The 24313-nt window shown below is 69.9% G+C and carries 21 protein-coding genes and 1 pseudogene; 10 read left to right on the forward strand and 12 right to left on the reverse strand.

Annotated elements, in window-relative coordinates; all coding sequences use genetic code 11:
- Together rpoD and dnaG are read right to left on the reverse strand one after the other, a co-directional pair.
- Positions 1-1974, reverse strand: a 1974-nt coding sequence (rpoD, locus tag ACE3T5_RS14925) for an RNA polymerase sigma factor RpoD (RefSeq protein ID WP_374668861.1), incomplete at its 3' end; no start/stop codon positions are given.
- Positions 1975-2234: 260 nt separating this feature from the next.
- Positions 2235-4094: a DNA primase gene (gene dnaG / locus ACE3T5_RS14930; protein WP_374668862.1), complete on the reverse strand. Its 1860-nt coding sequence runs from the start codon at positions 4092-4094 to the stop codon at positions 2235-2237.
- An 89-nt stretch (positions 4095-4183) separates the two neighbouring features.
- On the opposite strand from dnaG, the gene ACE3T5_RS14935 reads away from it, so the two are divergent.
- Positions 4184-5830 carry an acyl-CoA synthetase gene (locus tag ACE3T5_RS14935; protein WP_374668863.1) on the forward strand — a complete coding sequence of 549 codons (1647 nt, stop codon included), beginning with the start codon at positions 4184-4186 and terminating at the stop codon, positions 5828-5830.
- An 87-nt stretch (positions 5831-5917) separates the two neighbouring features.
- Here the strand turns inward: ACE3T5_RS14935 and ACE3T5_RS14940 are convergent, their stop codons facing one another.
- From ACE3T5_RS14940 to ACE3T5_RS14960, 5 genes are all read right to left on the reverse strand, one after another.
- Positions 5918-6904, reverse strand: a complete 987-nt coding sequence (locus ACE3T5_RS14940; protein WP_374668864.1) for a Bug family tripartite tricarboxylate transporter substrate binding protein — start codon at positions 6902-6904, stop codon at positions 5918-5920.
- Between the two features lie 120 nt (positions 6905-7024).
- Entirely contained in the window at positions 7025-8830 is a 1806-nt protein-coding gene (locus ACE3T5_RS14945; protein WP_374668865.1) for a gamma-glutamyltransferase family protein, read from the reverse strand.
- A gap of 38 nt (positions 8831-8868) precedes the next feature.
- The gene (locus tag ACE3T5_RS14950; RefSeq protein WP_374668866.1) at positions 8869-9573 is read right to left on the reverse strand and encodes a hypothetical protein; all 705 of its coding nucleotides are present in this window, start codon (positions 9571-9573) and stop codon (positions 8869-8871) included.
- A gap of 96 nt (positions 9574-9669) precedes the next feature.
- Positions 9670-10428, reverse strand: a complete 759-nt coding sequence (locus ACE3T5_RS14955; RefSeq protein ID WP_374668867.1) for a 3-hydroxyacyl-CoA dehydrogenase — start codon at positions 10426-10428, stop codon at positions 9670-9672.
- Positions 10429-10496: 68 nt separating this feature from the next.
- Complete coding sequence (locus ACE3T5_RS14960; protein WP_374668868.1) at positions 10497-11540, reverse strand: extracellular solute-binding protein; 1044 nt, start codon at positions 11538-11540, stop codon at positions 10497-10499.
- A 73-nt stretch (positions 11541-11613) separates the two neighbouring features.
- On the opposite strand from ACE3T5_RS14960, the gene ACE3T5_RS14965 reads away from it, so the two are divergent.
- Positions 11614-12546, forward strand: coding sequence for a patatin-like phospholipase family protein (locus tag ACE3T5_RS14965; RefSeq protein WP_374668869.1), 933 nt, complete (start codon positions 11614-11616; stop codon positions 12544-12546).
- A gap of 257 nt (positions 12547-12803) precedes the next feature.
- Here ACE3T5_RS14965 and ACE3T5_RS14970 read toward each other — a convergent pair whose 3' ends face one another.
- Positions 12804-13355 carry a phasin family protein gene (locus tag ACE3T5_RS14970; protein WP_374668870.1) on the reverse strand — a complete coding sequence of 184 codons (552 nt, stop codon included), beginning with the start codon at positions 13353-13355 and terminating at the stop codon, positions 12804-12806.
- Positions 13356-13562: 207 nt separating this feature from the next.
- Here ACE3T5_RS14970 and ACE3T5_RS14975 point away from each other — a divergent pair, with 207 nt between their 5' ends.
- The 7 genes from ACE3T5_RS14975 (at position 13563) to ACE3T5_RS15005 (ending at position 20728) form a co-directional block, all read left to right on the forward strand.
- Positions 13563-14492, forward strand: a complete 930-nt coding sequence (locus ACE3T5_RS14975) for a histone deacetylase (protein WP_374668871.1) — start codon at positions 13563-13565, stop codon at positions 14490-14492.
- Complete coding sequence (locus tag ACE3T5_RS14980) at positions 14489-14935, forward strand: acyl-CoA thioesterase (protein WP_374668872.1); 447 nt, start codon at positions 14489-14491, stop codon at positions 14933-14935. Before ACE3T5_RS14975 ends, ACE3T5_RS14980 begins: the two co-directional genes overlap by 4 nt.
- Positions 14935-15654, forward strand: a complete 720-nt coding sequence (locus ACE3T5_RS14985; protein WP_374668873.1) for a nitroreductase — start codon at positions 14935-14937, stop codon at positions 15652-15654. Before ACE3T5_RS14980 ends, ACE3T5_RS14985 begins: the two co-directional genes overlap by 1 nt.
- Positions 15655-15739: 85 nt before the next feature.
- Positions 15740-17149: a sodium:proton antiporter gene (locus tag ACE3T5_RS14990; protein ID WP_374668874.1), complete on the forward strand. Its 1410-nt coding sequence runs from the start codon at positions 15740-15742 to the stop codon at positions 17147-17149.
- A 5-nt stretch (positions 17150-17154) separates the two neighbouring features.
- The gene (locus tag ACE3T5_RS14995; protein WP_374668875.1) at positions 17155-18141 is read left to right on the forward strand and encodes a 2-hydroxyacid dehydrogenase; all 987 of its coding nucleotides are present in this window, start codon (positions 17155-17157) and stop codon (positions 18139-18141) included.
- Between the two features lie 55 nt (positions 18142-18196).
- Positions 18197-19543, forward strand: a complete 1347-nt coding sequence (locus ACE3T5_RS15000) for a DNA recombination protein RmuC (RefSeq protein ID WP_374668876.1) — start codon at positions 18197-18199, stop codon at positions 19541-19543.
- Positions 19544-19582: 39 nt separating this feature from the next.
- Positions 19583-20728: an MFS transporter gene (locus ACE3T5_RS15005; RefSeq protein WP_374668877.1), complete on the forward strand. Its 1146-nt coding sequence runs from the start codon at positions 19583-19585 to the stop codon at positions 20726-20728.
- Here ACE3T5_RS15005 and ACE3T5_RS15010 read toward each other — a convergent pair.
- Positions 20716-21579, reverse strand: coding sequence for a TIGR00730 family Rossman fold protein (locus tag ACE3T5_RS15010; RefSeq protein ID WP_374668878.1), 864 nt, complete (start codon positions 21577-21579; stop codon positions 20716-20718). The genes ACE3T5_RS15005 and ACE3T5_RS15010 overlap by 13 nt on opposite strands.
- 104 nt (positions 21580-21683) lie before the next feature.
- On the opposite strand from ACE3T5_RS15010, the gene ACE3T5_RS15015 reads away from it, so the two are divergent.
- Complete coding sequence (locus ACE3T5_RS15015) at positions 21684-22331, forward strand: hypothetical protein (RefSeq protein ID WP_374668879.1); 648 nt, start codon at positions 21684-21686, stop codon at positions 22329-22331.
- A 10-nt stretch (positions 22332-22341) separates the two neighbouring features.
- Here ACE3T5_RS15015 and ACE3T5_RS15020 read toward each other — a convergent pair whose 3' ends face one another.
- The 3 genes and pseudogenes from ACE3T5_RS15020 to ACE3T5_RS15030 form a co-directional block, all read right to left on the reverse strand.
- Positions 22342-23223, reverse strand: coding sequence for an AEC family transporter (locus ACE3T5_RS15020; RefSeq protein ID WP_374668880.1), 882 nt, complete (start codon positions 23221-23223; stop codon positions 22342-22344).
- Positions 23214-24044, reverse strand: coding sequence for a heme-dependent oxidative N-demethylase subunit alpha family protein (locus ACE3T5_RS15025; RefSeq protein WP_374668882.1), 831 nt, complete (start codon positions 24042-24044; stop codon positions 23214-23216). Before ACE3T5_RS15025 ends, ACE3T5_RS15020 begins: the two co-directional genes overlap by 10 nt.
- A 47-nt stretch (positions 24045-24091) precedes the next feature.
- A pseudogene (locus tag ACE3T5_RS15030) lies at positions 24092-24313 on the reverse strand (elongation factor P); the annotation flags it as partial.

Here is a 24313-nt window from a genome sequence, read left to right on the forward strand (position 1 = left end):
CATCTCCATCTTCTCGGCCAGGATGGACGCATCGGGCTCGAAGCCGAACTCCTGCAGGTGCTGGCGGCTGATGCGGTTCATCTTGTTGATGGTCTCGATCATGTGCACCGGGATGCGGATGGTGCGCGCCTGGTCGGCGATCGAGCGGGTGATGGCCTGGCGGATCCACCAGGTGGCGTAGGTCGAGAACTTGTAGCCGCGGCGGTATTCGAACTTGTCGACCGCCTTCATCAGGCCGATGTTGCCTTCCTGGATGAGATCCAGGAACTGCAGGCCGCGGTTGGTGTACTTCTTGGCGATGGAGATCACCAGGCGCAGGTTGGCCTCGATCATCTCCTTCTTGGCTTCGCGCGAAGAGGCCTCGCCCTCGTTCATGCGGCGGTTGATTTCCTTCAGCTCGGCCAGCGGCACGACCACCTGCGACTGCAGGTCGATCAGCTTCTGCTGCAACTCCTGGATGGCGGGGATGTTGCGCTGGATCACCGTGCTCCAGGGCTTGCCCGCGGCGGCCTGCTTCTCGACCCAGCGCAGGTTCAGCAGGTTGGGCGGGAATTCCTTGATGAAGGTTTCCTGCGGCATGCCGCACTTGTCGACGATGATGCGGCGCAGCTCGCGCTCTTTCTTGCGGATGTCGTCGACCTGGCCGCGCACCATGTCGCACAGCTTCTCGATGGTCTTGGCCGTGAAGCGGATCGTCATCAGCTCTTCGCTGAGGGCGTGCTGGGCCTTCTGGTAGTGGGGCGAGCCCCAGCCTTCCTTGTCGTAGACCTTGTGCACCTTCTCGAACAGGCTGGCAATGCGGTCGAAGCGCTCCAGCGCCTGGGACTTCAGCTCCTCCAGCTTCTTGGTCAGCGCCTTGGAACCGCCCTGGCCGTCGTCGTCGTCATCCGCATCGAACTCGTCGAAGTCTTCCTCGGCCACGTAGTCGTCGGCCTCGTTCGGGTTCGAGAAGCCGTCGACCACGCTGGAGATGACGATCTTGCCCTCGCGGATCTCGGCGGCCATGCGCAGGATCTCGGCGATGGTGGCGGGCGAGGCGGAGATCGCCTCCATCATGGCCATCAGGCCGCCCTCGATGCGCTTGGCGATCTCGATCTCGCCCTCGCGCGTGAGCAGTTCCACCGTGCCCATCTCGCGCATGTACATGCGCACGGGGTCGGTGGTGCGGCCAAATTCGCTGTCCACCGTGGACAGGGCGGCCTCGGCTTCCTCCTCGGCTTCCTCCTCGGTCGCGGCGGTGGGGCCGGTGTTGGTGAGCAGCAGCGTCTCGGCGTCCGGCGTCTGCTCGTACACGGCCACGCCCATGTCGTTGAGCATGGAGACCACGACTTCCAGGGTCTCGGCGTCCACCAGCTTGTCGGGCAGGTGGTCGGAGATCTCGGCGTGGGTCAGGTAGCCGCGCGTCTTGCCCAGCTTGATCAGCGTCTTCAGGCGCTGACGGCGCTTGAGCATCTCCTCCTCGGTGAGGATGGTCTCGTCGAGGCCGAACTCCTTCATCAAGGCGCGTTCCTTCGCCTTGCTGATCTTCATGCGCAGCGGCTTGGCCTTGGCGGTCTCCTCGACGGCGGCGGGCTCGCTGTCGACGAATTCAGCTTCCAGGTCGCCCAGGTCCTCTTCCTCGATCTCGGGCTTGTCGGCCTTGTCGTTCTTGGGCTTGCGGCCGCGCTTGGCGCCAGCGGCCTTGGGCGGCGTGTCGACCTCGGCGCTGGCCTTGGGCGGGCGACCGGGCTTCTTGCGGGGCGCCTCATCGGCCGCCGGGACGGCGGCCTTGGCGGGCTTCTTGACTTCTTCCTTGGCGGCAGACTTGGCGGCGGTGGGCTTGGCGGCGGACTTCGATGCGGGCACGGGCTTGGCAGGGGCTGGTGACTTGGCGCTCGCCTGGGCCGGGGACTTGGCCGGGGCGGCGGGCTTCTTGGCGGCGGACTTGAAGGGCGACTTCGCGGGAGACGGCTTCGCGGACTTTTGTGCGGGCATGGGACCTCGGAGCAAAAAACAGCAGAAACGGATCAGCGCCACGACAACCCGGCGCGGGTGGCAGGCCAGGGCGGCCTGCAAGGCAAGATGGGTGGGCGAACATTTGGAATGCAGTCCTTGCGGGGTGTTGGCCTGATGCCCGCTGGGGGGCGCCGTGGTTCTGCACGGCTGGCCGGTCCGGAGGTGCTGCTGTCGCTCTTGCCGGTAGCAAACCCAACATTATAGGGTTGCCGGTGGAAATCAAGGGGCTGGATGCCTGATCAGGGCGCGGGCGCCGCCTTTTCGGCCTCGATCAGACGCTTGAGCCGCTCGTAGGCGGCGGGGTCGGTGGCGGCCTCGGCCGCGAGGCGCGCGCGCTCCTCGTGCACGCGGCGCTGGCGCTCCTTGGCCAGGATGTCGGCCAGCTCCGCCGGATCGCTCTCGATCTCCGGGGGCACCTTGGCCATCTCGGCCAGCACGAAGGCCTCGTCCGCGTGGTCGCGCAGGGCCTCGCGCAGGGCGCTCCAGGGCTGCGGGCCGTGATCGTGGTGCTGGGCATCGAGCCAGGCGAAGAGGCCGCCGTATGGTGGGGGCAGCTCGCAGAGCAGATGGTGGTCATCCTGGCTCAGGTGCTCCCAGGCGGTCGGCTGCGACAGCAGGATCTGCAGGGCGCGGCTGGCGCGGTTCATCGGCGTGCCACGCGGGGCGCGGGCGGGGCGCGTGCCGCTGGGACGAGGGGTGTGGCCGGCACCCGTGCGGGCCGGCTGTGAAGCGCCGCTGGCCCCTTCGGCCGCGCGCGGCCGCGATGCCGCGGCGCTGCCCGCGGCGGGCCGCGCGCGCGACGCGGCCTGGTCCCACAGCTCCTGCAGTTCGCGCGCGGCGAGCTGCACCAGATCGGCGATCTCGCCCAGCAGCTGCCGCTTGAGGGCGCCGTCGGGCAGCAGGGTCCAGAGTGGGCGGGCGTTCGACGCGAGCCGGGCGCGCCCCTCCGCAGTGGCGAGGTCGCAGCCCTCGCGCGCCGAATCGATCAGGAAGCGCGACAGCGGCGTGGCGTCGCCCACGGCACGTGCGAAGGCGTCGCGACCGAACTCACGGATGAAGCTGTCGGGGTCGTGCTCGGGCGGCAGGAAGAGGAACTTCACGCTGCGCACGTCGGTGGCGTAGGGCAGGGCGCCATCCAGTGCCTTGCGCGCGGCGCGCCGGCCGGCGGCGTCGCCGTCGAAGCTGAACACCACGCTGTCGGTGAAGCGGAACAGCTTGTGCACGTGGTCGGTGGTGCAAGCGGTGCCCAGCGTGGCCACCGCGTTCGGGAAGCCGAGCTGCGCCAGCGCCACCACGTCCATGTAGCCCTCGGTCACGAGCACGTAGCCCTGCGCGCGGATGGCATCGCGCGCCTCCCACAGGCCGTACAGCTCGCGGCCCTTGCTGAATACGGGCGTCTCCGGCGAGTTCAGGTACTTGGGCGTGCCGTCGCCCAGCACGCGGCCGCCGAAGCCGATGCACTCGCCCTTGACGTTGCGGATGGGGAACATCACGCGGTCGCGGAAGCGGTCGTAGCGCTTGCCGTCGTCCTCGTTCACGATGACCAGGCCGCTCTCGGCCAGCAGCGGATCGTCGTAGCTCGGGAACACACTCGCCAGGCTGCGCCAGCCCTCGGGCGCGTAGCCCAGGCCGAAGGTGCGCGCGATCTCGCCGGAGAGGCCGCGGGACTTGAGGTAGTCCACTGCGCGTGGCGACTCCTTGAGGTGCTTGCGGTAGGCGGCGCCGGCCTTCTCCAGCACGTCGGTCAGCGTGGCCTGCTTCTCGCGCTGCTGGGCCGCGCGGGCGCGGTCCGCCGGCGAGGTGTCGTCCTCGGGGACCTGCATGCCGTACTGGCCTGCCAGGTCCTTCACCGCCTCCACGAAGTTCATGCCGGCGTAGTCCATCAGGAAGCCGATGGCGTTGCCGTTCTTGCCGCAGCCGAAGCAGTGGTAGAACTGCTTCGAGGGGCTCACGGTGAAGGAAGGCGACTTCTCCCCGTGGAACGGGCACAGGCCCAGGTAGTTGGCGCCGCCCTTCTTGAGCTGCACGTAGCGGCCGACGATCTCCACCACGTCGGCGCGCGACAGCAGGTCCTGGATGAAGTTCTGGGGGATGGCCACGGGGCTTGCGTACGGCGAGGCTTGCGTATTCCTACCTAATTCTGCATCCACCCGCCAGGCAGTAACCTTCGCGACAGGAGACAACACACATGACCGCCATTTTCGACCAGGACCTGCCCCGCAACCCGGCCAACCACACGCCCTTCTCGCCGCTGTCGTTCCTGGAGCGATCGGCGGAGGTCTATCCGGGCCAGCTCGCCATCGTCCACGGCACGCTGCGCCGCACCTGGGCCGAGACCTATGCGCGCTGCCGCCAGCTCGCCAGCGCCCTGCGCGCGGCGGGCATCGGCAAGAACGACACAGTGGCGGTGATGCTGCCCAACACCCCGCCCATGGTGGAGGCGCACTTCGGCATCCCGATGGCTGGCGCGGTGCTCAACACGCTGAACACGCGGCTGGATCCGGAGGCCATCGCCTTCATGCTGGACCACGGCGAGGCCAAGGCGGTGATCGTGGACCCCGAGTTCGCGCCGGTGATGAAGAAGGCGCTGGCGCTGCGCACCCGCACGCAGCCGGTGCTGGTGATCGACACCGAGGACGCCCTCTTCACGGGCGCGACGGAGCGCATCGGCAGCACGACCTATGACGCCTTCGTGGCCACGGGCGACGCGGCCTTCGAGTGGGAACTGCCGGCCGACGAGTGGGACGCCATCGCGCTCAACTACACGAGCGGCACCACGGGCAACCCGAAGGGCGTGGTGTATCACCACCGTGGCGCGGCGATGAACGCCGTCTCGAACATCCTGGAATGGGATCTGCCCAAGCATGCGGTCTACCTCTGGACCCTGCCCATGTTCCACTGCAACGGCTGGTGCTTCCCCTGGACGCTGGCGGCCCGTGCGGGCGTGAACGTGTGCCTGCGCCGCGTGGAGGCACAGGCGATCTTCGACGCGATGCGCGACCACTGCGTCACCCACTATTGTGGCGCGCCCATCGTGCATGGCCTGCTGGTGAACGCGCCGGAGGCGATGAAGGCCGGCGTGCCGCGCGGCGTGAAGGCGATGGTGGCGGGGGCCGCGCCGCCGGCCTCGCTGATCGAGGGCATGGAGCAGATGGGCTTCGACCTCACCCATGTGTACGGGCTGACCGAGGTGTACGGCCCGGCCACGGCCTGCGCCAAGCATGCGGACTGGGACACGCTGGACATCGGCGAGCGTGCCCGCCTGAACGCCCGCCAGGGCGTGCGCTATCACCTGCAGCGCAGTGCCCGCGTGCTGGACCCGCAGACCCTGCAGCCCGTGCCGTGGGACGGCGAGACCATGGGCGAGATCATGTTCCGCGGCAACATCACGATGAAGGGCTACCTGAAGAACCCCAAGGCCACGCAGGAGGCCTTTGCCGGCGGCTGGTACCACACGGGCGACCTGGCCGTGCAGTACCCGGACGGCTACATCAAGATCAAGGACCGCAGCAAGGACATCATCATCTCCGGCGGCGAGAACATCTCGTCCATCGAGGTGGAGGACGTGCTCTACCGCCACCCCGCGGTGCTGGCCGCCGCGGTGGTGGCCAAGCCCGACGCGAAGTGGGGCGAGACGCCCTGCGCCTTCGTGGAGCTGAAGGCCGGCGCCACGCTGACCGCACAGGACGTGGTGGCCCACTGCAAGAAGCATCTCGCCGGCTTCAAGGTGCCGAAGGCCGTGGTGTTCGGTGAGCTGCCCAAGACTTCCACCGGCAAGATCCAGAAGTTCGAGCTGCGCAAGCAGGCGGGCTCGGCCGCGGCGATCGACGTTTGAAGCCCGGCGGGCCGGCGCTGGCTGCCATCCCGCAGGCGGGAGCCAGCCTTCAACTCCTGGGTCCCCGCCTGCGCGGGGACGACGCGGTCAGGTCTTCATCGCCAGCCCGAGCTTCTCGATCAGGGTCTTCTCCTTCACGAACTGCTCGCGGATGAACTTTGCGTAGTCGTCGCCGTTGAGATAGATCACCGACTGGTCGTACTTCTCGAAGCTGGCCAGCACGGCCGGGTCTTCCAGCGTCTTCTTGAAGGCGTCGTGCAGCTTCGTTCGCACGGCGGGATCCATGCCTGCCGGCCCGCCGATGCCGAACGGTGAATCGGACACGGTGTCGTAGCCCAGTTCATTCAGCGTGGGCACGTTGGGCCAGCGCTTGGTGCGCTTGCTGCCGTAGGTGGCCAGCAGGCGGCAGGTGCCGGCATCGACGTGCGGGCCCCAGCCGGTGGCGTCGCTGTGCGACATGACGTGGCCGCCCAGCAGGGCCTGCATGCCGTCCGCGTTGCCCTTGAACGGCACGTGCTGCAGCTTGATGCCCGCCTTCATCGCGAACTCCTCCACCGCCAGGTGCGGCGTGGTGCCGTTGCCGGTGGAGCCGAAGGTGAACTTGCCGGGGTTCGCCTTGGCGTAGTCGACCAGGTCCTTGATGGACTTGATGGGGGAGTCGGCCTTCACCACGATGCCGAAGGTGTAGCCGGTGAGGCAGGCGATGTAGGTGAAGTCCTTCATCGGGTCGAACTGCATCTTCTGCATGTGCGGCAGGCGCGCGATGCCGATGGTGAGCTGCGAGAGCGTGTAGCCGTCGGGCTTGGCGCTGACCAGCTCGTTCGGGCCCAGCATGCCGCTGGCGCCGGCCTTGTTCTCCACGATCACCTGGCCGCCGAGGGCCTTGCCGGCGCTCTCGGCCAGGGCGCGCATCACGGCGTCGGTGGAGCCCCCGGCCGGCCAGGGGCAGATCAGCTTGATCGGCCGCGAGGGAAAGCCCTGCGCCTGCGCGAAGGCAGGCCCGGCAATGAGGGCGGCTGGCGTGGCCAGGGCCGCCTGGACGAGGCGGCGGCGGGTGGAATCGATGGGGCGCATGGGCGGTCTCCTGGAACCGCCCGAATCTAGAACAGCCCACGGCGCCGGCCATGAGGGAAAGCCTGACCCGGCCTTCCGCAGTGCAGGCGCAGAGACGCCAAGGCCCTGCGCCCGTGCGGGTCAATCGCCCATCACGATGCCCTCACGGCGCGGGTCGGCGCCGCCGAACCAGAACACCTGGCCGTGCGCGCCGCCGCGCGTGATGGCCTGCAGGCCGCTCGTCATCGCCTGCTCGCGCACCTCGGCGCCGCGCGTTCTCAGCGCGCTCACCGTGGCGGGCGGGAAGCGCTTCTCCTCCAGCAGCGACGGCCCACCCAGCGAGCCGAAGTTGGGCAGGTTGATGGCCTGCTGCGGCGTCATGCCCCAGTGCAGCACGCCATAGAGCGTCTTGGCGGTGAAGTGGATGATCAGCGCGCCGCCCGGGCTGCCGGCGCTCATCACGAGTTCGTTGGTGGCCTGGTCGAACACCAGCGTCGGGGCCATCGAGGAGCGGGGGCGCTTGCCCGGCTGCACGCGATTGGCCACCGGGCGGCCCTGGGCGTCGGCGGGCGCGAAGCTGAAGTCGGTGAGCTCGTTGTTGAGCAGGAAGCCGTTCACCATCTGGCGGGCGCCGAACTGCGCCTCGATGGTGGTCGTCATCGCCAGCGCGTTGCTATGCGCGTCCACGATGCTGATGTGCGAGGTGCCGTATTCGGGCTGGTCCGGCATCGGCGCGTACGCCTGCGGCGCGCCGCCGGGGTTGCCGGGCTGGGCGGACTTCATGCTCTGCGCACCGATGAGCGCGGCGCGCTGCTTCAGGTAGGCAGGGTCCAGCAGGCTGCTCCAGCGGCCGGCCGGCGCGGGCACGAAGTCCGGGTCGCCCAGGTACTGCGCGCGGTCGGCGAAAGCCAGGCGCGAGGCCTCGGTGTACAGGTGCAGCCAGTCGGCCGTGGGCAGGCCGTCGGCCAGGGGCAGGGTGCCGGCGTTCGTGTTCGCGAGGATGCCGAGGATCTGGCCCACCGCGATGGCGCCAGAGCTGGGCGGCGGAAAGCCGCAGATGCGATAGGTGCGCGGCGGCACGGCGTGCGTGTGGCAGATCGGATCGCGCTGGCGTGGCTGGTAGCCCGCCAGGTCGGCCATGGCCAGCCGCCCGGGGTTGGTGGGGTGCGCGCGCACCTTGTCGACGATGGCTTGCGCGATCGGGCCTTCGTGCAGGGCGCGCGAGCCTTCCGCCGCGATGCGGCGCAGCACGGCGGCGAGTTCCGGATTGCGCAGCACCGAGCCCACCGGGCGCGGCTCGCCATCGGGCCCGTAGAAGTAGGCCGCGGCCACGGGGTCCTTCTTCAGGTGCGGATCGCCCTTGACGAGCGTGTGCAGCCGCGGGCTGACCTTGAAGCCGCCCTCGGCCAGCGCGATGGCCGGCTGGAACAGGCTGGCCCAGGGCAGGCGGCCATGCTTGCGATGCGCCTGCTCCAGCATGCGCACCGCGCCGGGCACGCCCACGGGCCGGCCGCCGACGACGGCCTGGTCGAAGGTCATAGGCTTGCCGTCCGCGCCGATGAAGAGGCGCTCGTCGGCTGCGGCCGGCGCGGTCTCGCGGCCGTCATAGGCCTCCACGGTGCGGCCGTCGTGGTGCAGCAGGAAGGCGCCGCCACCGATGCCGCTGGACTGCGGCTCCACCAGCGTCAGCACCATCTGCACGGCAATGGCGGCGTCGAGCGCGGAGCCCCCGGCCTTGAGCACCTGGTAGCCGGCATCGGTGGCCAGGGGGTTGGCCGCCGCCACGGCGAAGCGGCGCGTGGCCCAGCCGGGCTTCTCGGTCAGGCCCGAGGCCGCCTCCGGCTGGTCCGGTGGGATGCTGTAGGCGAACGGCGCGGGCGCACTGGCGCAACCGGCCAGCAGCGCGAGCGCGGCGGCCGCGAGCGTGGCTAGCAGGGGTCTTTGCATGGGGGCCTTCTTCTCGTGGAAAGGGGGTGGCGACACGGTCACCAGGGCGCCTTGCGGTAGTAGGTGACGTAGCACTCGCCATCCAGGCACAGCATGGGGTCACGGTTCTTCGGGTGGTTGCGGCGCTCCAGCTGGTAGGTGCTGACCTGGCCGGACTGCGAGTGCGCGGTGATGCTGGTGGCGGTGGCGCTCCAGCGTCCGGCGTCACCGCTTTGCGAACTGGTACCGCCCCACATGCCGCCGCCGTAGGCCGAGGCGCTGCGCTCCGCGCCGTAGGTGTAGGTGCCATCGGGGCGCAGCTCGAAGCAGGCGCTGCTCTGCGAGCCGCCGCCGGCGTTGGCAGTGAAGCTGGAGGCCTTGCACCAGCGGCCCACGAGGTCTGCAGGGGATCCCCCTCGGGCTTGCGGCCGCGCGGTGGCCGCAGCCGCCGCGGCGGCGGTGCCACGGGTCAAGGTCACGACACCGGGCAACTGGCCGCCAGCCACCTGCAACTGGCCGCCGCGCACCTGGAACTGGTAGATCGCGACCTCGCCGTTGTCCTCGACCATCAGCATCTGGCCCTGGGCCTGGTAGCGGATGGGGCGGCCGTCGACCTGGCCGCCACCGCGGCCGTCGAAGGTGACGGTGAGGGGTTGGCCGTCGATCACACCGGACCAGGTGCCGGTGAGCGCCGGATCGGCGTGGGCCAGGGAGCTTGCCGCGGCCAGCAGGGCGGCGGCAGCGGTGCGATGCAACAAGGACATGGCGGCCTCCTCGGGAGGGGCCGCCGATGGACGCCTGCGAGGGCGGCCCTGGCCGGGATGATACGCGTCAGCGCGGCCGTGGCACGCCCGGGCGCATCACTTCGGCGCGAGGCGGATGGCGCCGTCGAGACGGATCGTCTCGCCGTTGAGCATGTCGTTCTCGAAGATGTGCTTTGCCAGCCGGGCGTAGTCTTCCGGCGTGCCGAGGCGGGAAGGGAAGGGCACGGCGGCGGCGAGCGAGTCCTGCACCTCCTTGGGCATGCCGAACATCATGGGCGTGCCGAAGATGCCGGGCGCGATGGTCATCACGCGGATGCCGTTGCGCGACAGGTCGCGCGCGATCGGCAGCGTCATGCCGACCACGCCGCCCTTGGAGGCGGAGTAGGCGGCCTGGCCGATCTGGCCGTCATAGGCCGCGACCGAGGCGGTGTTGATGACGCAGCCGCGCTCGCCGGTGGACTCCGGCTCGTTCTTCGCCATGGCGTCGGCCGCGAGGCGGGTCATGTTGAAAGTGCCGATCAGGTTGACCGTGATCACCTTGGTGAAGGTGGCCAGGCTGTGCGGGCCGGTCTTGCCGACGGTGCGCTCGGCCGGCGCGATGCCGGCGCAGTTGACCAGGCCCATGAGCTTGCCCATGGAGACGGCCTGGGCGACCACCGCCTGGCCATCGGCCTCCTGGCTGACGTCGCACTTCACGAAGGCGCCGCCGATCTCGCGGGCAATGGCCTCGCCCTTCTCCACCTGCATGTCGGCCACCACGACCTTGGCGCCGTTGGCGGCCAGCATGCGGGCCGTGCCCTCGCCGAGGCCGGACGCGCCGCCCGTGACGATGAAGACCTTGCCGTTGATTTCCATGGTTCTGCTCCTGGATTGACGTTGACGTTAACGTCAATCTTATCGCGGATGGACGGCGCGCCCGCGCCTCAACGGAAGCCGACGCGGTCCAGCATCTGCTGCACCTTCACCTGGTTGGCCCCGACGGCGGCCAGGGGAATGGTCTCGGCCTTGAAGTCGCCGCCACCGGTCATGGCCTTCAGCGCCGCGTTGTCGACCTTCACGCCCTTGGCCGTGGGCCACTCGTTGTTGCCGTTGGCGAAGTAGTTCTGCGCCTCGGCGCTGGCCAGGTACTCCAGGAACTTCACCGCGGCAGCGGTGTTCTTCGCGTGCTTCGCGACCGCGCCGCCGGCGATGTTGAGGTGCGTGCCCCAGCTCGCCTGGTTCGGGAAGACGATGCCCACCTTCTCCATCAGCGCGCGGTCGTCCGGGTTGGTGGAGCGCATCAGCCGCGCGATGTAGTAGGTGTTGCTGACCGCGATCTGGCATTCGCCGGCGCCCACGGCCTTGATCTGGTCGGTGTCGCCGCCCTTGGGCGCGCGTGCCATGTTGCCCACCACGCCCTTGAGCCAGGCCTCGGTCTTCGCCTCGCCCAGGTGCTCCAGCACGGCGCCGAACAGCGACAGGTTGTAGGGGTGCGAGCCCGAGCGCAGGCAGACCTTGCCCTTGTTCTTCGGGTCGGCCAGTTCCTCGTAGGTGTCGACATCCTCGCGCTTGACGCGCATCTTGTCGTACACGATCACCCGCGCGCGGGTCGAGAAGCCGAACCACGTGGTGCCCTCGGCCGAGGCCTTGGCCCGGTACTGAGCGGGGATCGCCTCGTCGAGGGCCTTGGACTGGATGGGCTTGAACAGGCCGTCGACCTCGCCGCGATACAGGCGCGCGGCGTCGACCAGCAGGATCACGTCGGCGGGCGACGCGGCGCCCTCGGCCTTCAGCCGCGCCAGAATGCCGGCATCATCCGCGTCCACGCGCTGGATGCGGATGCCCGTCGCCTTGGTGAAGTTGGCGTACAGCGCCTCGTCGGTCGAGTAGTGGCGGGCGGAGTACAGGTTCAGCACCTGTTCCTGCGCGGCGGCCGGCAGCGCGGCGGAAAGGGCAAGGGCCGCGAGGGCCAGGGCCTTGTGGATCATGTCGGGGTACCTCGGATCGATGGAATGGGGTGCTCGCGCCTGGGCGCGGTGAGTGGCGAGAATCATAACCCAAATGCAAATCATTCTTAATCAATTCTTGACGAGCGGCGTCGGGTGCTGGCGGCGGGTCCTTCTTCTGGGGTTGCTGGCACTGGTGGCGGGTTGTGCGGGCGTGCGGCCGCCTGCGCCCACGACGAGCCTGCCGCCGGTCGTGGCTGCCAAGCCGGCCCCCAAGCTGGGCCTGGCGCTTGGCGGGGGCGCGGCACGCGGCTTTGCGCATGTCGGCGTGCTGCAGGTGCTGGAAGAAGCGGGGCTGAAGCCGGATCTCGTTGCCGGCACCTCCGCGGGCAGCCTGGTGGCGGCCCTGCACGCCAGCGGGCGCAATGGGGCGCAACTGCAGGCCCTGGCGATGGCGATGGACGAGGCGGCCTTCGCGGACTGGACATTGCCGGTGTTCAACCGCGGCATGCTGCGCGGCGAGGCCCTGGCGCGCTACGTCAACCAGCAGGTGGGGCACAAGCTGATCGAGCAGCTGCCGGTGCCGCTGGGCATTCTGGCGACGGACCTCGCCACGGGGCAGGGCGTGCTGTTCCGGCGCGGCGATGTGGGCACGGCGGTGCGCGCCTCCAGCGCGGTGCCGGCGGTGTTCCTGCCGGTTCGCATCGGCAGCCAGGAGTTCGTCGATGGCGGGCTGGTGGCGCCGGTGCCGGTGCGGCAGGTGCGCCAGATGGGCGCGGAGTTCGTGATCGCCGTGGACATCTCCAGCGCGCCCGAGGGCAATGCCTCGGGCGACGCCATCGCGATGCTGCTGCAGACCTTCGCGATCATGGGGCGCAGCATCAACCAGTGGGAGCTGCGCGAAGCGGACATCGTGGTGCGCCCGGCGCTGGCGGGCATGCGCGGCGCCGACTTCTCGGCGCGCGGCCGCGCCATCGCGGCTGGCCGCGCGGCGATGCAGGCGGCGCTGCCGCAACTGCGTGCGGCGCTGGCGGCGAAGGCACTCTGACGACGCCAAGAAAAAAGCCCCAGTCTTGCGACTGGGGCGTGCGTCGCTTCGCGTCGACGCCCCGAGGGCGCCATAAAAAAGCCCCAGCCTTGCGGCTGGGGCTAAGGGATCCCTGAACCTGTGGAGGTATCGAAAGGACCCGAGGAGACAACCTGTGGGGCGTTCAGCCCGATGCCCTGCAGTATGCAGGCCGCGCGGGCCGAACGGTAGAGTCCCCGCTCCAGATCAAGCTGGGGGCGGGCACTCTCCCTTCAAGATCAGGCGGCGCGCTTGGCCTTCGGGGTGGCCTTGCTGGCGTTCACGGCGGTGCTGGCTATGGCGTTGAAGTTGGCTTCGGCCACTTCGGTGGCCTGCTTCACGGCCTTCTGCACGGATTCCAGGGCGTTGTTGCCGGCGGCAACGGCGCTCTTGAACACGGCGACGGCGGTCTCGGAGCCGGCGGGCGCGTTCTTGGCGGCGTTGTCGACCACGGACAGGAACTTCTTCTGCGCGTCAGTGACTTGCGCTTCGAAGGTCTTGCCGAACTCGGAGCCGGTGGACGACGCGATGTCGTACAGGTGACGGCTGTAGGCGGTGGTCTTCTCGGCCAGGGGCTGGAAGAGGGAGGCCTGCAGGGCCAGCAGTTCCTGGGCGTCCTTGACGCTCAGCAGGGCCTGGGTGGTGTCGGCGGCCTCGGTCAGGGCGGCCTTGGAGGCGGTCATGTTCAGCTCGACGAGCTTCTCGACGCCCTCGAACGCCTTGGCGGTCAGGCCAAACAGGGTTTCGACGTTCGCCTTCTGGGCGGCCAGCAGTTGTTCAGCGGTCAGCATGGTGGTTCTCCTGAGAGAGTGGGTTGAGGTGCGAAATCAGCGTCTGCCCTGACACCCGGGACCAGCTCCCGTTGATATGTTGCAGTGCAGCATGGATCGAAGTATAGGGGCCTCGACAGGCAATGCAAGCCCTTTTTGTTGCGCTGCAACATTCTAGAATGCGTCCCCTAGCCGGCAAGGCCGGGTGCCGGTTGCCACAATGCCGTCATGCAGGTCTTCTACGCCGATCAGTTCGTGCTGCCCCTGCCGGCTGGCCACCGGTTCCCGATGGAGAAGTACCGCCTGCTGCGCGACCGGCTGGCCGCCGAACTGCCGCAGATCCGCCTGGGGCCGGCCGAGCCGGCGACCGAAGGGCAGCTTGCCCTGGCGCACACCCCGGGCTACATCGAGGCCATCCTGCGCGGCACCGTGGCGCCCCAGGTGATGCGCGAGATCGGCTTTCCGTGGAGCCCGGCAATGGCCGAGCGGGCACGCCGCTCGGTCGGGGCGACGATCAGCGCCTGCCGCGTCGCCCTGAATGATGGGGTGGCCGCGAACATCGCCGGCGGCACGCATCATGCCTATCCCGACAAGGGGGGCGGCTTCTGCGTGTTCAACGATGCCGCGGTCGCGGCGCGGCTGATGCAGGCGGAAGCCCGTGCCCGCGGCCTGCGGGCCTTTCCGGTGGCGATCATCGACCTGGACGTCCACCAGGGCAACGGCACCGCGCGCATCTTCCGCGATGACCCGTCGGTGTTCACGCTGTCGCTGCATGGCGCGCGCAACTTCCCGTTCCGCAAGGAGGCCAGCGACCTGGATGTGGAACTGGCCGACGGCACTGGCGACGCCGACTACCTGGAGGCCCTGGAGCGCGCGCTGGAGGCGCTGGAGCAGCGGTTCACGCCAGCCTTCGTCATCTACCTGGCCGGGGCCGACCCGCACGAGGGGGATCGCCTCGGGCGGCTGCGCCTCACCTGGGACGGCCTGGAAGCCCGCGACCGCCGGGTGTTCGACTGGGCCTGGCAGCGCGGCGTGCCGCTCGCCTTCGCGATGGCGGGCGGCTACGGCCGCCGCATCGAGGACACCGTGCAGGCCCAGATGCGCACCTTTGCCGCCGCGCTGGACCACGCCCGCCGCTGGCACAATCGGCCGCGATGAGCGCTCCCGTCCCCGCCAAGCCCCAGCCCGAGCCGCGCGACGCCTACCGCGTCTTCCGCCCCATCACCACCCGCTGGATGGACAACGATGCCTACGGGCACGTGAACAACGTCGTCTACTACAGCTGGTTCGACACGGTCGTGAACGCGCACCTGATCGAGCACGGCGTGCTGGACATCCACCACGGCGAGACGATCGGCCTGGTGATCGAGACGCAGTGCAACTACTTCGCCTCGCTGGCCTTTCCGCAGCAGGTGGAAGCCGGGCTGCGCGTGGCGCGCATCGGCGGCTCCAGCGTGCGCTACGAGGTCGGCCTGTTCGCCGCCGGCGAGCCGCTCACCGCGGCCAAGGGCCATTTCATCCACGTCTACGTCGATCGCGCCACGCGCCGGCCGACGCCCCTTCCCGCCCCCCTGAGGCAAGTCCTGGAGTCCCTGCAGTGATGTCTTCCCAAGTGGCCGCCGTCGTGGCCGATCCGGCCAGCGTCGACACCGCGATCACGAGCCGCTTTTCCTGCCGCGCCTTCCTGCGCGACAAGCCGGTCCCGCGCGAGGTGATCGAGCACCTGCTGGAGGTGGCGAGCCGTGCGCCCTCGGGCACCAACACCCAGCCATGGCGCGTGTACGTGCTGCAGGGCGCGAGCCGCGATGCGCTGGTCGAGAAGGTCTGCCAGGCCCACGACGCCGTGCGCGACAACCCCGCGCTGGTCGAGCCGGAGCCCTACGACTACTACCCCGAGAAGTGGATCTCGCCCTACATCGACCGCCGGCGCGAGAACGGCTGGGGCCTGTACGGCCTGCTGGGCATCGCCAAGGGCGAGAAGGACAAGATGCATGCGCAGCACCAGCGCAATTACCGCCTGTTCGACGCGCCCGTGGGCATGATGTTCACGATCGACCGCGTGATGGGCCGCGGCTCGCTCATGGACTACGGCATGTTCATCCAGAACATCATGGTGGCCGCGCGGGCGCATGGGCTGCACACCTGCCCGCAGGCGGCGTGGAACCCGTTCTCGCGCGTCGTGATGGCCCATCTCGGCGCGTCCGAGCAGGAGATGCTGGTCTGCGGCCTGTCCCTGGGCTATGCCGACCTGGATGCGCCGGTGAACCAGTTCCACACCCCGCGCGAGCCGGTGTCCGGGTTCACGCACTGGATGGAGTAGCGCGCCGGCGGGACAATCCGCCCCCACACGAGGGGCCGCACAACGGATGGAACGGGGCCGCGAGAGCCCCCAGGAGACGAACACGATGAATGCTTCCCGCAAGGCGCTGCTGGCCCTGGGCCTGCTCGCCCCCGGCCTGGCGGCCGCCGCCGACTTCGACGCCAGCCGGCTGTCGCCCCTGTGGGGCGTGCCCTTCGCCGGCATCCTGCTGTCGATCGCGCTCCTGCCGCTGCTGGCGCCGAAGTTCTGGCATCACCACTTCGGCAAGGTCGCGGCCGGCTGGGCCCTGGCCTTCATCGTCCCGTTCGCCATCCAGTTCGGCCCCGCGCTCACCGGCGTCACGCTGCTGCACGTGATGCTGGGCGAGTACATCCCGTTCGTCATCCTGCTCACCGCGCTGTTCACGGTGGCCGGCGGCATCTTCATCCGCGGCAACCTGCACGGCAGCCCGGGCCTGAACACCGGCATCCTGGCCATCGGCGCCGTGCTCGCGAGCTTCATGGGCACCACCGGTGCCTCGATGCTGCTGATCCGCCCGCTGATCCGCGCCAACGACAACCGCGAGCACCGTACGCACGTGTTCGTCTTCTTCATCTTCATCGTCTCCAACGCCGGCGGCTCGCTCACGCCGCTGGGCGACCCGCCGCTGTTCCTGGGCTTCCTGAAGGGCGTGGAGTTCTTCTGGACGGTGAAGCACATCTTCCCCGAGACGCTGTTCCTGGTGGGCAGCCTGCTCGTGATCTTCTATGCGCTGGACAGCTGGTACTACCACCGGCGCGAGGAGGTGCGGCCCGAGGACCCGACCCCCGACACGCGCGGCATCGGCTTCGACGGCGCGCGCAACTTCTGGCTGCTGGGTGGCGTCGTCGGCCTGGTGCTGATGAGCGGCATGTGGAAGTCGTCGGTGGTGTTCAACATTGCCGGCACCGAGGTCGGCCTGCCCGGCCTGATCCGTGACGTCGGCCTGATCGTCATCACCTTCATCTCGCTGCGCATCACGCCGGACAAGGTGCACGAGGACAACCAGTTCTCGTGGGGGCCGATGCAGGAGGTGGCCAAGCTCTTCGCCGGCATCTTCCTGACCATCGTGCCGGTGATCGCCATGCTGCGCGCGGGCGTGAACGGGCCGTTCGGCGCCATCATCGCGGCGGTCACGCGGCCCGACGGCTCGCCGGACCCGGCCATGTACTTCTGGGCCAGCGGCGCGCTCAGCTCCTTCCTGGACAACGCGCCGACCTACCTGGTGTTCTTCAACACCGCCGGCGGCGACCCAGCCGTGCTCATGACCACGCTCGCGCCCACGCTGGCGGCCATCTCCGCCGGCTCGGTGTTCATGGGCGCCAACACCTACATCGGCAACGCGCCCAACCTGATGGTCAAGTCCATCGCCGAGGACCGCGGCGTGGCCATGCCCAGCTTCTTCGGCTACATGGCGTGGTCCGGCTGCATCCTCATCCCGCTGTTCATCGCCATGACCTTCATCTGGTTCCGCTGACACCCATGAGCAAGCCCCGCATCCTGGTCGCCCGCGCCGTCTTTCCCGAGGTCATCGACCGCCTCGCCGTTCACTTCGAGGTCAGCCACAACCAGGTGGATGCCGCCTGGAGCAAGGCCGATCTCATCGCCCGCCTGCAGGGCATGGCCGGGGCCTTCACCACCGGCGGCGAGCGCATCGACGCCGAGGTGCTGGCCGCCTGCCCCGACCTGCGCATCTGCGCCAACATGGCGGTGGGCTACAACAACTTCGACCTGCCCGCCATGACGGCCCGCGGCGTGCTGGGCACCAATACGCCCGACGTGCTGACCGAGACCACGGCCGACTTCGGCTTCGCGCTGCTGATGGCCACTGCCCGCCGTGTGACGGAGAGCGAGCATTACCTGCGCGCCGGCCGCTGGACGAAATGGAGCTACGACATGTTCGCCGGCGCGGAGGTGCATGGGAGCACGCTCGGCATCCTGGGCATGGGCCGCATCGGGCAGGGCATTGCCCGGCGTGGCGCGCACGGCTTCGGCATGCGCGTGATCTATCACAACCGTTCGCGCCTGGCGCCCGAGGTCGAGGCCGCCTGCGGCGCCACCTATGTGGGCAAGGACGAACTGCTGCGCACCGCCGATCACCTGGTGCTGGTGCTGCCGTATTCCGCGGAGTCGCATCACGCCATCGGCGCGGCCGAGATCGCGCAGATGAAGCCCACGGCGACGCTGGTGAACATCGCGCGCGGCGGTATCGTGGATGACGCCGCGCTGGCCGCGGCGCTGCGCGAGCAGCGCATCGCGGCCGCGGGGCTGGACGTGTTCGAGGGCGAGCCGCGCGTGCACCCGGACCTGCTGACCGTGCCCAACGTCGTGCTCACGCCGCACATCGCCAGCGCCACCGTCCAGACGCGGCGGGCCATGGCCGATCTCGCGGCGGACAACCTGATCGGCTACCTGGTCCAGGGCCGGCCGATCACCCCGCTCAATCCCGAGGTGCTGGGTGCGGCCTGAGGCGCCACGCGGTGCCCGCGCCGCGAGGCACGCGGCATCGAGGCGCGGCGGCTGAATGGTGGAAGCCTGGATCGCCATCGCGCTCGGCCTCGTCAGCGTGCTGATGCTGGCGGTGCTGCTGCTGCGCCGGCCCCCACCGCCACCGGCGGACGCGCGACTGGAACTGCTGGCCGCTGCGGAGCGAACCGAGCGCGAGCTGCGGCACGAGATCGCCGAGTCGTCACGCGGCGTCCGCACCGAGCTGATGCAGACCCTGGCCACCTTCCAGGACGCCGTGGTGAAGCAGGCGGCCGAGGCCACGCGCACGCAGAACACGCAGATCGACGCCTTCTCGCAGCAGTTGGCGCTGCTGCAGAAGACGCTGGGCGACACGCTGGCCGTGCAGCTGCAGTCGCTCAGCGAGTCGAACGCACGTCGCCTGGCCGAGGTGCGTGCCACGCTGGAACAGCAGCTCGCCGCCCTGCAGCAGACCAACGCGGCCAAGCTCGACGAGATGCGCCGCACCGTCGACGAGAAGCTGCAGACCACGCTGGAGACGCGCCTGGGTGAAAGCTTCCGGCAGGTGGCCGAGCGGCTGGAACAGGTGCACCAGGGGCTGGGTCAGATGCGCACGCTGGCGCAGGGCGTGGGCGACCTGCAGCGCGTGCTGACCAACGTCAAGACCCGCGGCATGTTCGGCGAGGTGCAGCTCGAGGCGCTGCTGGAGCAGGTGCTTGCCCCCGAGCAGTACGCCAAGCAGGTCGAGACCCGGCCGCGCAGCAACCAGCGGGTCGACTTCGCGGTGCGCTTCCCCGGCCGCACGGACGATGGCACGCCGGTCTGGCTGCCGATCGACGCCAAGTTTCCGCGCGAGGACTACGAGCGCCTGCTGGAGGCGCAGGATCGTGCCGATGCCGCCGCCGCCGAGGCCGCCGGCAAGGCGCTGGAAGCCCGCATCCGGCTGGAGGCGCGGTCGATCAGCGAGTACTACCTGGCGCCCCCGCACACGACCGAGTTCGCCATCCTGTTCCTGCCCATCGAAAGCCTCTACGCCGAGGTGCTGCGCCGCCCCGGGCTGATGGATGCCCTGCAGCGCGAGCACCGGGTCACGCTGGCCGGCCCGACCACGCTGCTGGCCATGCTCAACAGCCTGCACATGGGCTTTCGCACGCTGGCGCTGGAGCAGCAGGCCTCGGAAGTCTGGAAGGTGCTGGGCGCGGTGAAGACCGAGTTCGAGCGCTACGGCGACTGGGTGGCGCGCATCCGCGAGCAGGTGCAGAAGGCCTCCGATACGCTGGAGAAGGCCGACACCCGCACGAAGCAGATGCGCCGCGCGCTCAAGGGCGTGGAGGCCTTGCCCGACGCGCAGGCGCAGGCCCTGCTGCCGCTGCAGGATGACACGGCCGACGATGCAAGGGACTGATCGGGGGCGCCGGCCACCGCCCACTGCGGGCCACACGACATGTCCGTCGAACTCGCGCGCCTGATCGCCTGCCATGTGTTCCTGCATGCGTGCATGGCTGGCATGCGCATGGCCGCGCCCCTGCTCGCGCTGCGCGAGGGCCACTCCGAGGCGTCGGTGGGGGTGCTGGTCGCGCTGTTCGCGCTCACGCAGGTCTTCCTCGCGCTGCCGGCCGGCCGCTACGCGGACCGGCACGGGCTGGCCCGGCCGGTGGGCCTGGGCGTCATCGCGGCGTCGGCCGGGGCCGCGCTCGCCGTGGCCTGGCCGGTGTTCCCGGTGCTGTGCCTGAGCGCACTGCTCACCGGTGGCGCGACCGGCGCGGCCTCCATCGCGTTGCAGCGCCACGTGGGCCGTGCCGCCGAAGGCGCGACCCAGCTGCGCCAGGTGTTCTCCTGGCTCGCCATCGGGCCGGCCATCTCCAACTTCATCGGCCCCTTCGCTGCCGGCCTGGTGATCGACCATGCCGGCTTCCGCTGGGCGTTCTTCCTGCTGGCGCTGCTGCCGCTGGTGGCGTGGCTCTGGGCGCGGGGCGCCCGTGAGCACCCTGCGGCCGATGCGTCGATCGCCGCGCCCCGCAGCGCATGGGACCTGTGGCAAGAGCCGATGTTCCGGCGCCTGCTGCTGACCAACTGGCTGCTGGCGACGTGCTGGGACGTGCACACCTTCCTGGTGCCCGTGATCGGGCACGAGCGCGGGCTGTCGGCCTCGGTGATCGGCTCCATCCTGGGGGCATTCGCCATCGCTGCCGCGGCCATCCGGGTCTTGCTGCCGATCGTGGCCGCGCGGGTGCGCGAGTGGGCGCTGGTGGCCGCCGCCATGCTGGCCAGCGGCGTGCTGCTGGCGATCTATCCGCTGCTGCGCGAGGCCTGGGCGATGGGGCTCTGCTCGGTGTTCCTGGGCGTGGCGCTGGGCTCCGTGCAGCCGATGATCATGAGCATGCTGCACCAGATCACGCCCTCGCATCGCCACGGTGAGGCGGTGGCGATGCGCATGCTGGTCATCAATGCCTCCAGCGTGGCGATGCCGGTGGCCTTCGGTGCGGTGGGCACGGCGGTGGGGGTGACCGCGGTGTTCTGGGCCGTGGCCGCCGCGGTCGCCGTCGGCGCCCGGCTGGCCTTCGGGCTGCGCGGGCGTCAGAGCTCGTAGAAGCCGCGGATCAGGTCCCAGGCGGCCTGGGGCTCGTCGGCGAACTGGAAGAGTTCCAGGTCCGCCGGCGAGATCACGCCTTCTTCCACCAGCAGCTCGAAGTTCAGCAGCCGCCGCCAGTAGTCGGTGCCGAACAGCACGATCGGCACCTGGCGTGCCTTGCGCGTCTGCACCAGCGTGATCACCTCGAACAGCTCGTCCAGCGTGCCGAAGCCGCCCGGGAAGGCCACCAGCGCCTTGGCGCGCATCATGAAGTGCATCTTGCGCAGCGCGAAGTAGTGGAACTTGAAGCTCAGCGCCGGCGTGACGTAGGGGTTGGCGTCCTCCTCCATCGGCAGCGCGATGGACAGGCCCACGCTGATGCCGCCGCCTTCCTGCGCGCCGCGGTTGGCCGCCTCCATGATGCCGGGGCCGCCGCCGGTGCAGACGAACAGCATGTCGTGCGGGGCGCGGCCCGCGCTGTACTCGGCCACGAGGCGGCCGAAGGCGCGCGCCTTTTCGTAGTAGTGGGCGTTGCGCGCCAGGGCGCGGGCCCGCGCGATGCGCGCCTGGTCGCCGGAGGCCTCGGCCTCCTGCAGCAGGGCCTCCGAGCGCTCGGTGTCGCGCAGCCGCGCGCTGCCGAAGACGACGATGGTGTTCTCGATCCCGTGCGCCTGCTGCTCCAGGTCGGGCTTGAGCAGCTCCAGCTGGAAGCGGATGCCGCGCGTCTCGCGCCGCAGCAGGAACTCGGGGTCGGCGAAGGCGAGGCGGCTGGCGTCGGGGTCGAGCGGCAGGCCGGCGTCGGCGTGCGACTTCAGGGTGGCCCAGGCGTCGGCGAGCCGCCGGTCGTGCAGATTGTGGTGCGTGGACATGCGCCGATTGTGGGGGAAGCGGTGACCCCGCCGCTGCGCCGGGGTGCCGAATGCCGGTATGCTTGCGGGGACGAGGAGGTCGGGTGGGACAGTCGGAAACCCCCATGTATCACGTGCTGCTGGAAGGCCGCCAGGTCGGGCCCTACGACCGGCGCACCATCGTCGGCATGCGGATCAAGAACACGCTGTCCAGCGCGGACGTCGTCATTGCCCCCAATGGCGCGCGGATGACCGTAGCCGATCTGGTGCAGGACCGCGAGAAGGCCTTCCAGCCCATGCGCACCGGCAGCTATTCACTGGTGCAGGCCACCTACACGGCCAGCGTGGTCGAGGTGGAGGGCAAGGGCCTCGACATTCCGCCGTTCAAGGGCGAGGTGGAGGCGCGCGTGCAGCGCGACGTGCTGCGCCTGGCGGGCCGCTACCGGCAGGCGGTCTCGTGGAAGGAAGACCGCGTCAAGGTGCCGCTGGAGGCCATTGCCCATGCGCGGCTGCGCGGCACCATGGTGGACCTGTGGCTGCGCAGCGAGCCAGGTGCGCCCCTGCAGCGATTGACCCTGGAGCTGTTCACGCCCGAGTCGGCCGGCGAATTCGTCGACTGGCTGCCGATCGCGACCCCCTGGCCCGGCCATGACGAGCCCGCCGCGAAGCCTGCCGCGCCGCTCGGTGCCCATCCGCTCACCTGGGCCATCATCGTCGGCGCCGTCCTGCTGGTCGGCGGCGTGATCCTCTGGATGCTGCTGCGCCGCACCTGAAGGGGGGCGTTCAGGGCAGGCCGATGGCCAGCCCGATCGGCACGAAGACCACCGCCAGCGCGTTGCCCAGCAGGATCATCGCGGCCACGCGTTCCGGCTCCTGCTGGTAGCGCTCGGCCAGCATGAACTGCATCACCGCCGGCGGCAGCGCCGCGAACAGCAGCAGCTGGCCCCGCGAAGCGTCATCCAGCCCCAGCACCCAGGCCAGCGGCAGTGCCACCGCCAGGCCGATCAGCGGCCGCGCGAACGCACCGACCAGCCCGCGCGGCACGTCTTCGCGGCGCAGCAGCGTGAGCCGCCCGCCGAGCGCGAACAGCATCATGGGCAGCGCGGCATCCCCCAGCAGCTTCAGGCCGGTGAACAGCAGGTCGGGCGGCCGCACACCGCTGAAGGCACTGGCGAAGCCGAGCGCGGTGGCCAGCATCAGCGGGCTGAGCAGCAGGTCCCGCGTGCGGGCATGGGCACTGGTGATGCGCGCGCCCAGCGAGAAGTGGATCAGGTTGCTGATGGAGAACAGCGCCACCGCGGCGCCGAAGCCGGCCGGGCCGAAGGCCAGCAGCGCCAGCGGCAGGCCCATGTTGCCGCAGTTCGTGAACATGACCACCGGCACCAGCGTGCGCACCGGGGTGCGCGTGGCGCGGGCGGTGAGCCAGGCCGCTGCGCCCGTCAGCAGGATCAGCAGCGCGCCGGCGACCAGCAGCAGGAGCTGCTCGCGCCAGCGGAAATCCCGCGAGGCCAGGGCCGTGTACACCAGCATGGGCGAGAGCACGTCCAGCGCGATCCGGTTGAACGAGGTGAGGTCCGGCCGCGCGCGCCGGCTGTAGGCGTAGCCCACTGCCACGATCATGAACACGGGGACGATGATCCCGGCGATGCGGCCGATCAGTTCCATGCGGTCTCCCAGGTGGCCAGCCAGGCGAGCAGCGGGGCACGGGCTGGCGCCAGATTCTTGTAGGCGAGCACCGCGTTGCTCATGCTGGCCAGGCTGGCCGCCAGCCGGGCGGCCGCCGCCGCAGAGTGGACGGCCTCGGCGAGTGGACGCAGCCGCACGTGGATGGTGAAGAGCGCCTGACCCGGCGCGCCGGGCACGGGCAGGAAGGTCTGCCGTTCGGTGCGCAGCCAGCATGCGGCGGCGAAGTCGGCCGGATCACGGCTGTCCGGCCAGGCCACGCGCTGGTGCCGCAGGGGGTGCTGGTCGTGCGCCGCATCCGGCGTGATCGTCCACACGAAACGCTCCCACTCGTCGCCGCTCGTGACCAGCCGGGTGAGCGCTTCGGTCGCGGACTTCAGCACGGCCGCATCCGGCACCGGCGCATGAACGGTGGCCAGGGGCTGGCCGAGCTTGTCTTCCGGTGCCCAGTGCGAGGGGACGCAGACGCAAAGCCAGGGCAGGGTGCCGCCTGCGGCCTCCAGCACGGCGAAATCCTGCTCGAAGGCGAGCTCGAGCGGCTCGCTCACAGGCAGGCCCTCGCGCGCGGCCCGCTCACGCAGCGCGGCCAGGGCGGGGCCGGCGTCGAAGCCGGGCACCGCCAGCCGGCTGACGCCCGCGGCGACCACTGCCTGCTTCGCCGTCCACAGGGCACTGCCTGGCGCGAGCGGGCTCAGGTGGCGTTCCCCCGGGCCGAGGCGGCGCAGCCCGGGCTGCATGCGGAACGGCACGGGCAGGGCCTCGAGGTCGAGGTCCGGCGCGGGGAGGAGGGGCGGGAGGGCCATGAAAAAAGGCCCCTTGCGGAGCCTCGGGGACTGGCGGCCTGTGCGCGTCAGACGCGGCGGCGGTATTCGCCGGTGCGCGTGTCGATCTCGACCTTGTCGCCCTGGGCCACGAAGATCGGCACGCCGATCTCGAAGCCGGTGGCGATCTTGGCCGGCTTGAGCACCTTGCCGGAGGTGTCGCCCTTGACGGCGGGCTCGGTCCAGGTGATCTCGCGCTCCACGCTGGTGGGCAGTTCGACCGAGATGGCCTTGCCTTCGTAGAACACCAC

The sequence above is a fragment of the Ramlibacter sp. genome (genome assembly GCF_041916345.1).
GTDB lineage: Bacteria > Pseudomonadota > Gammaproteobacteria > Burkholderiales > Burkholderiaceae_C > Ramlibacter.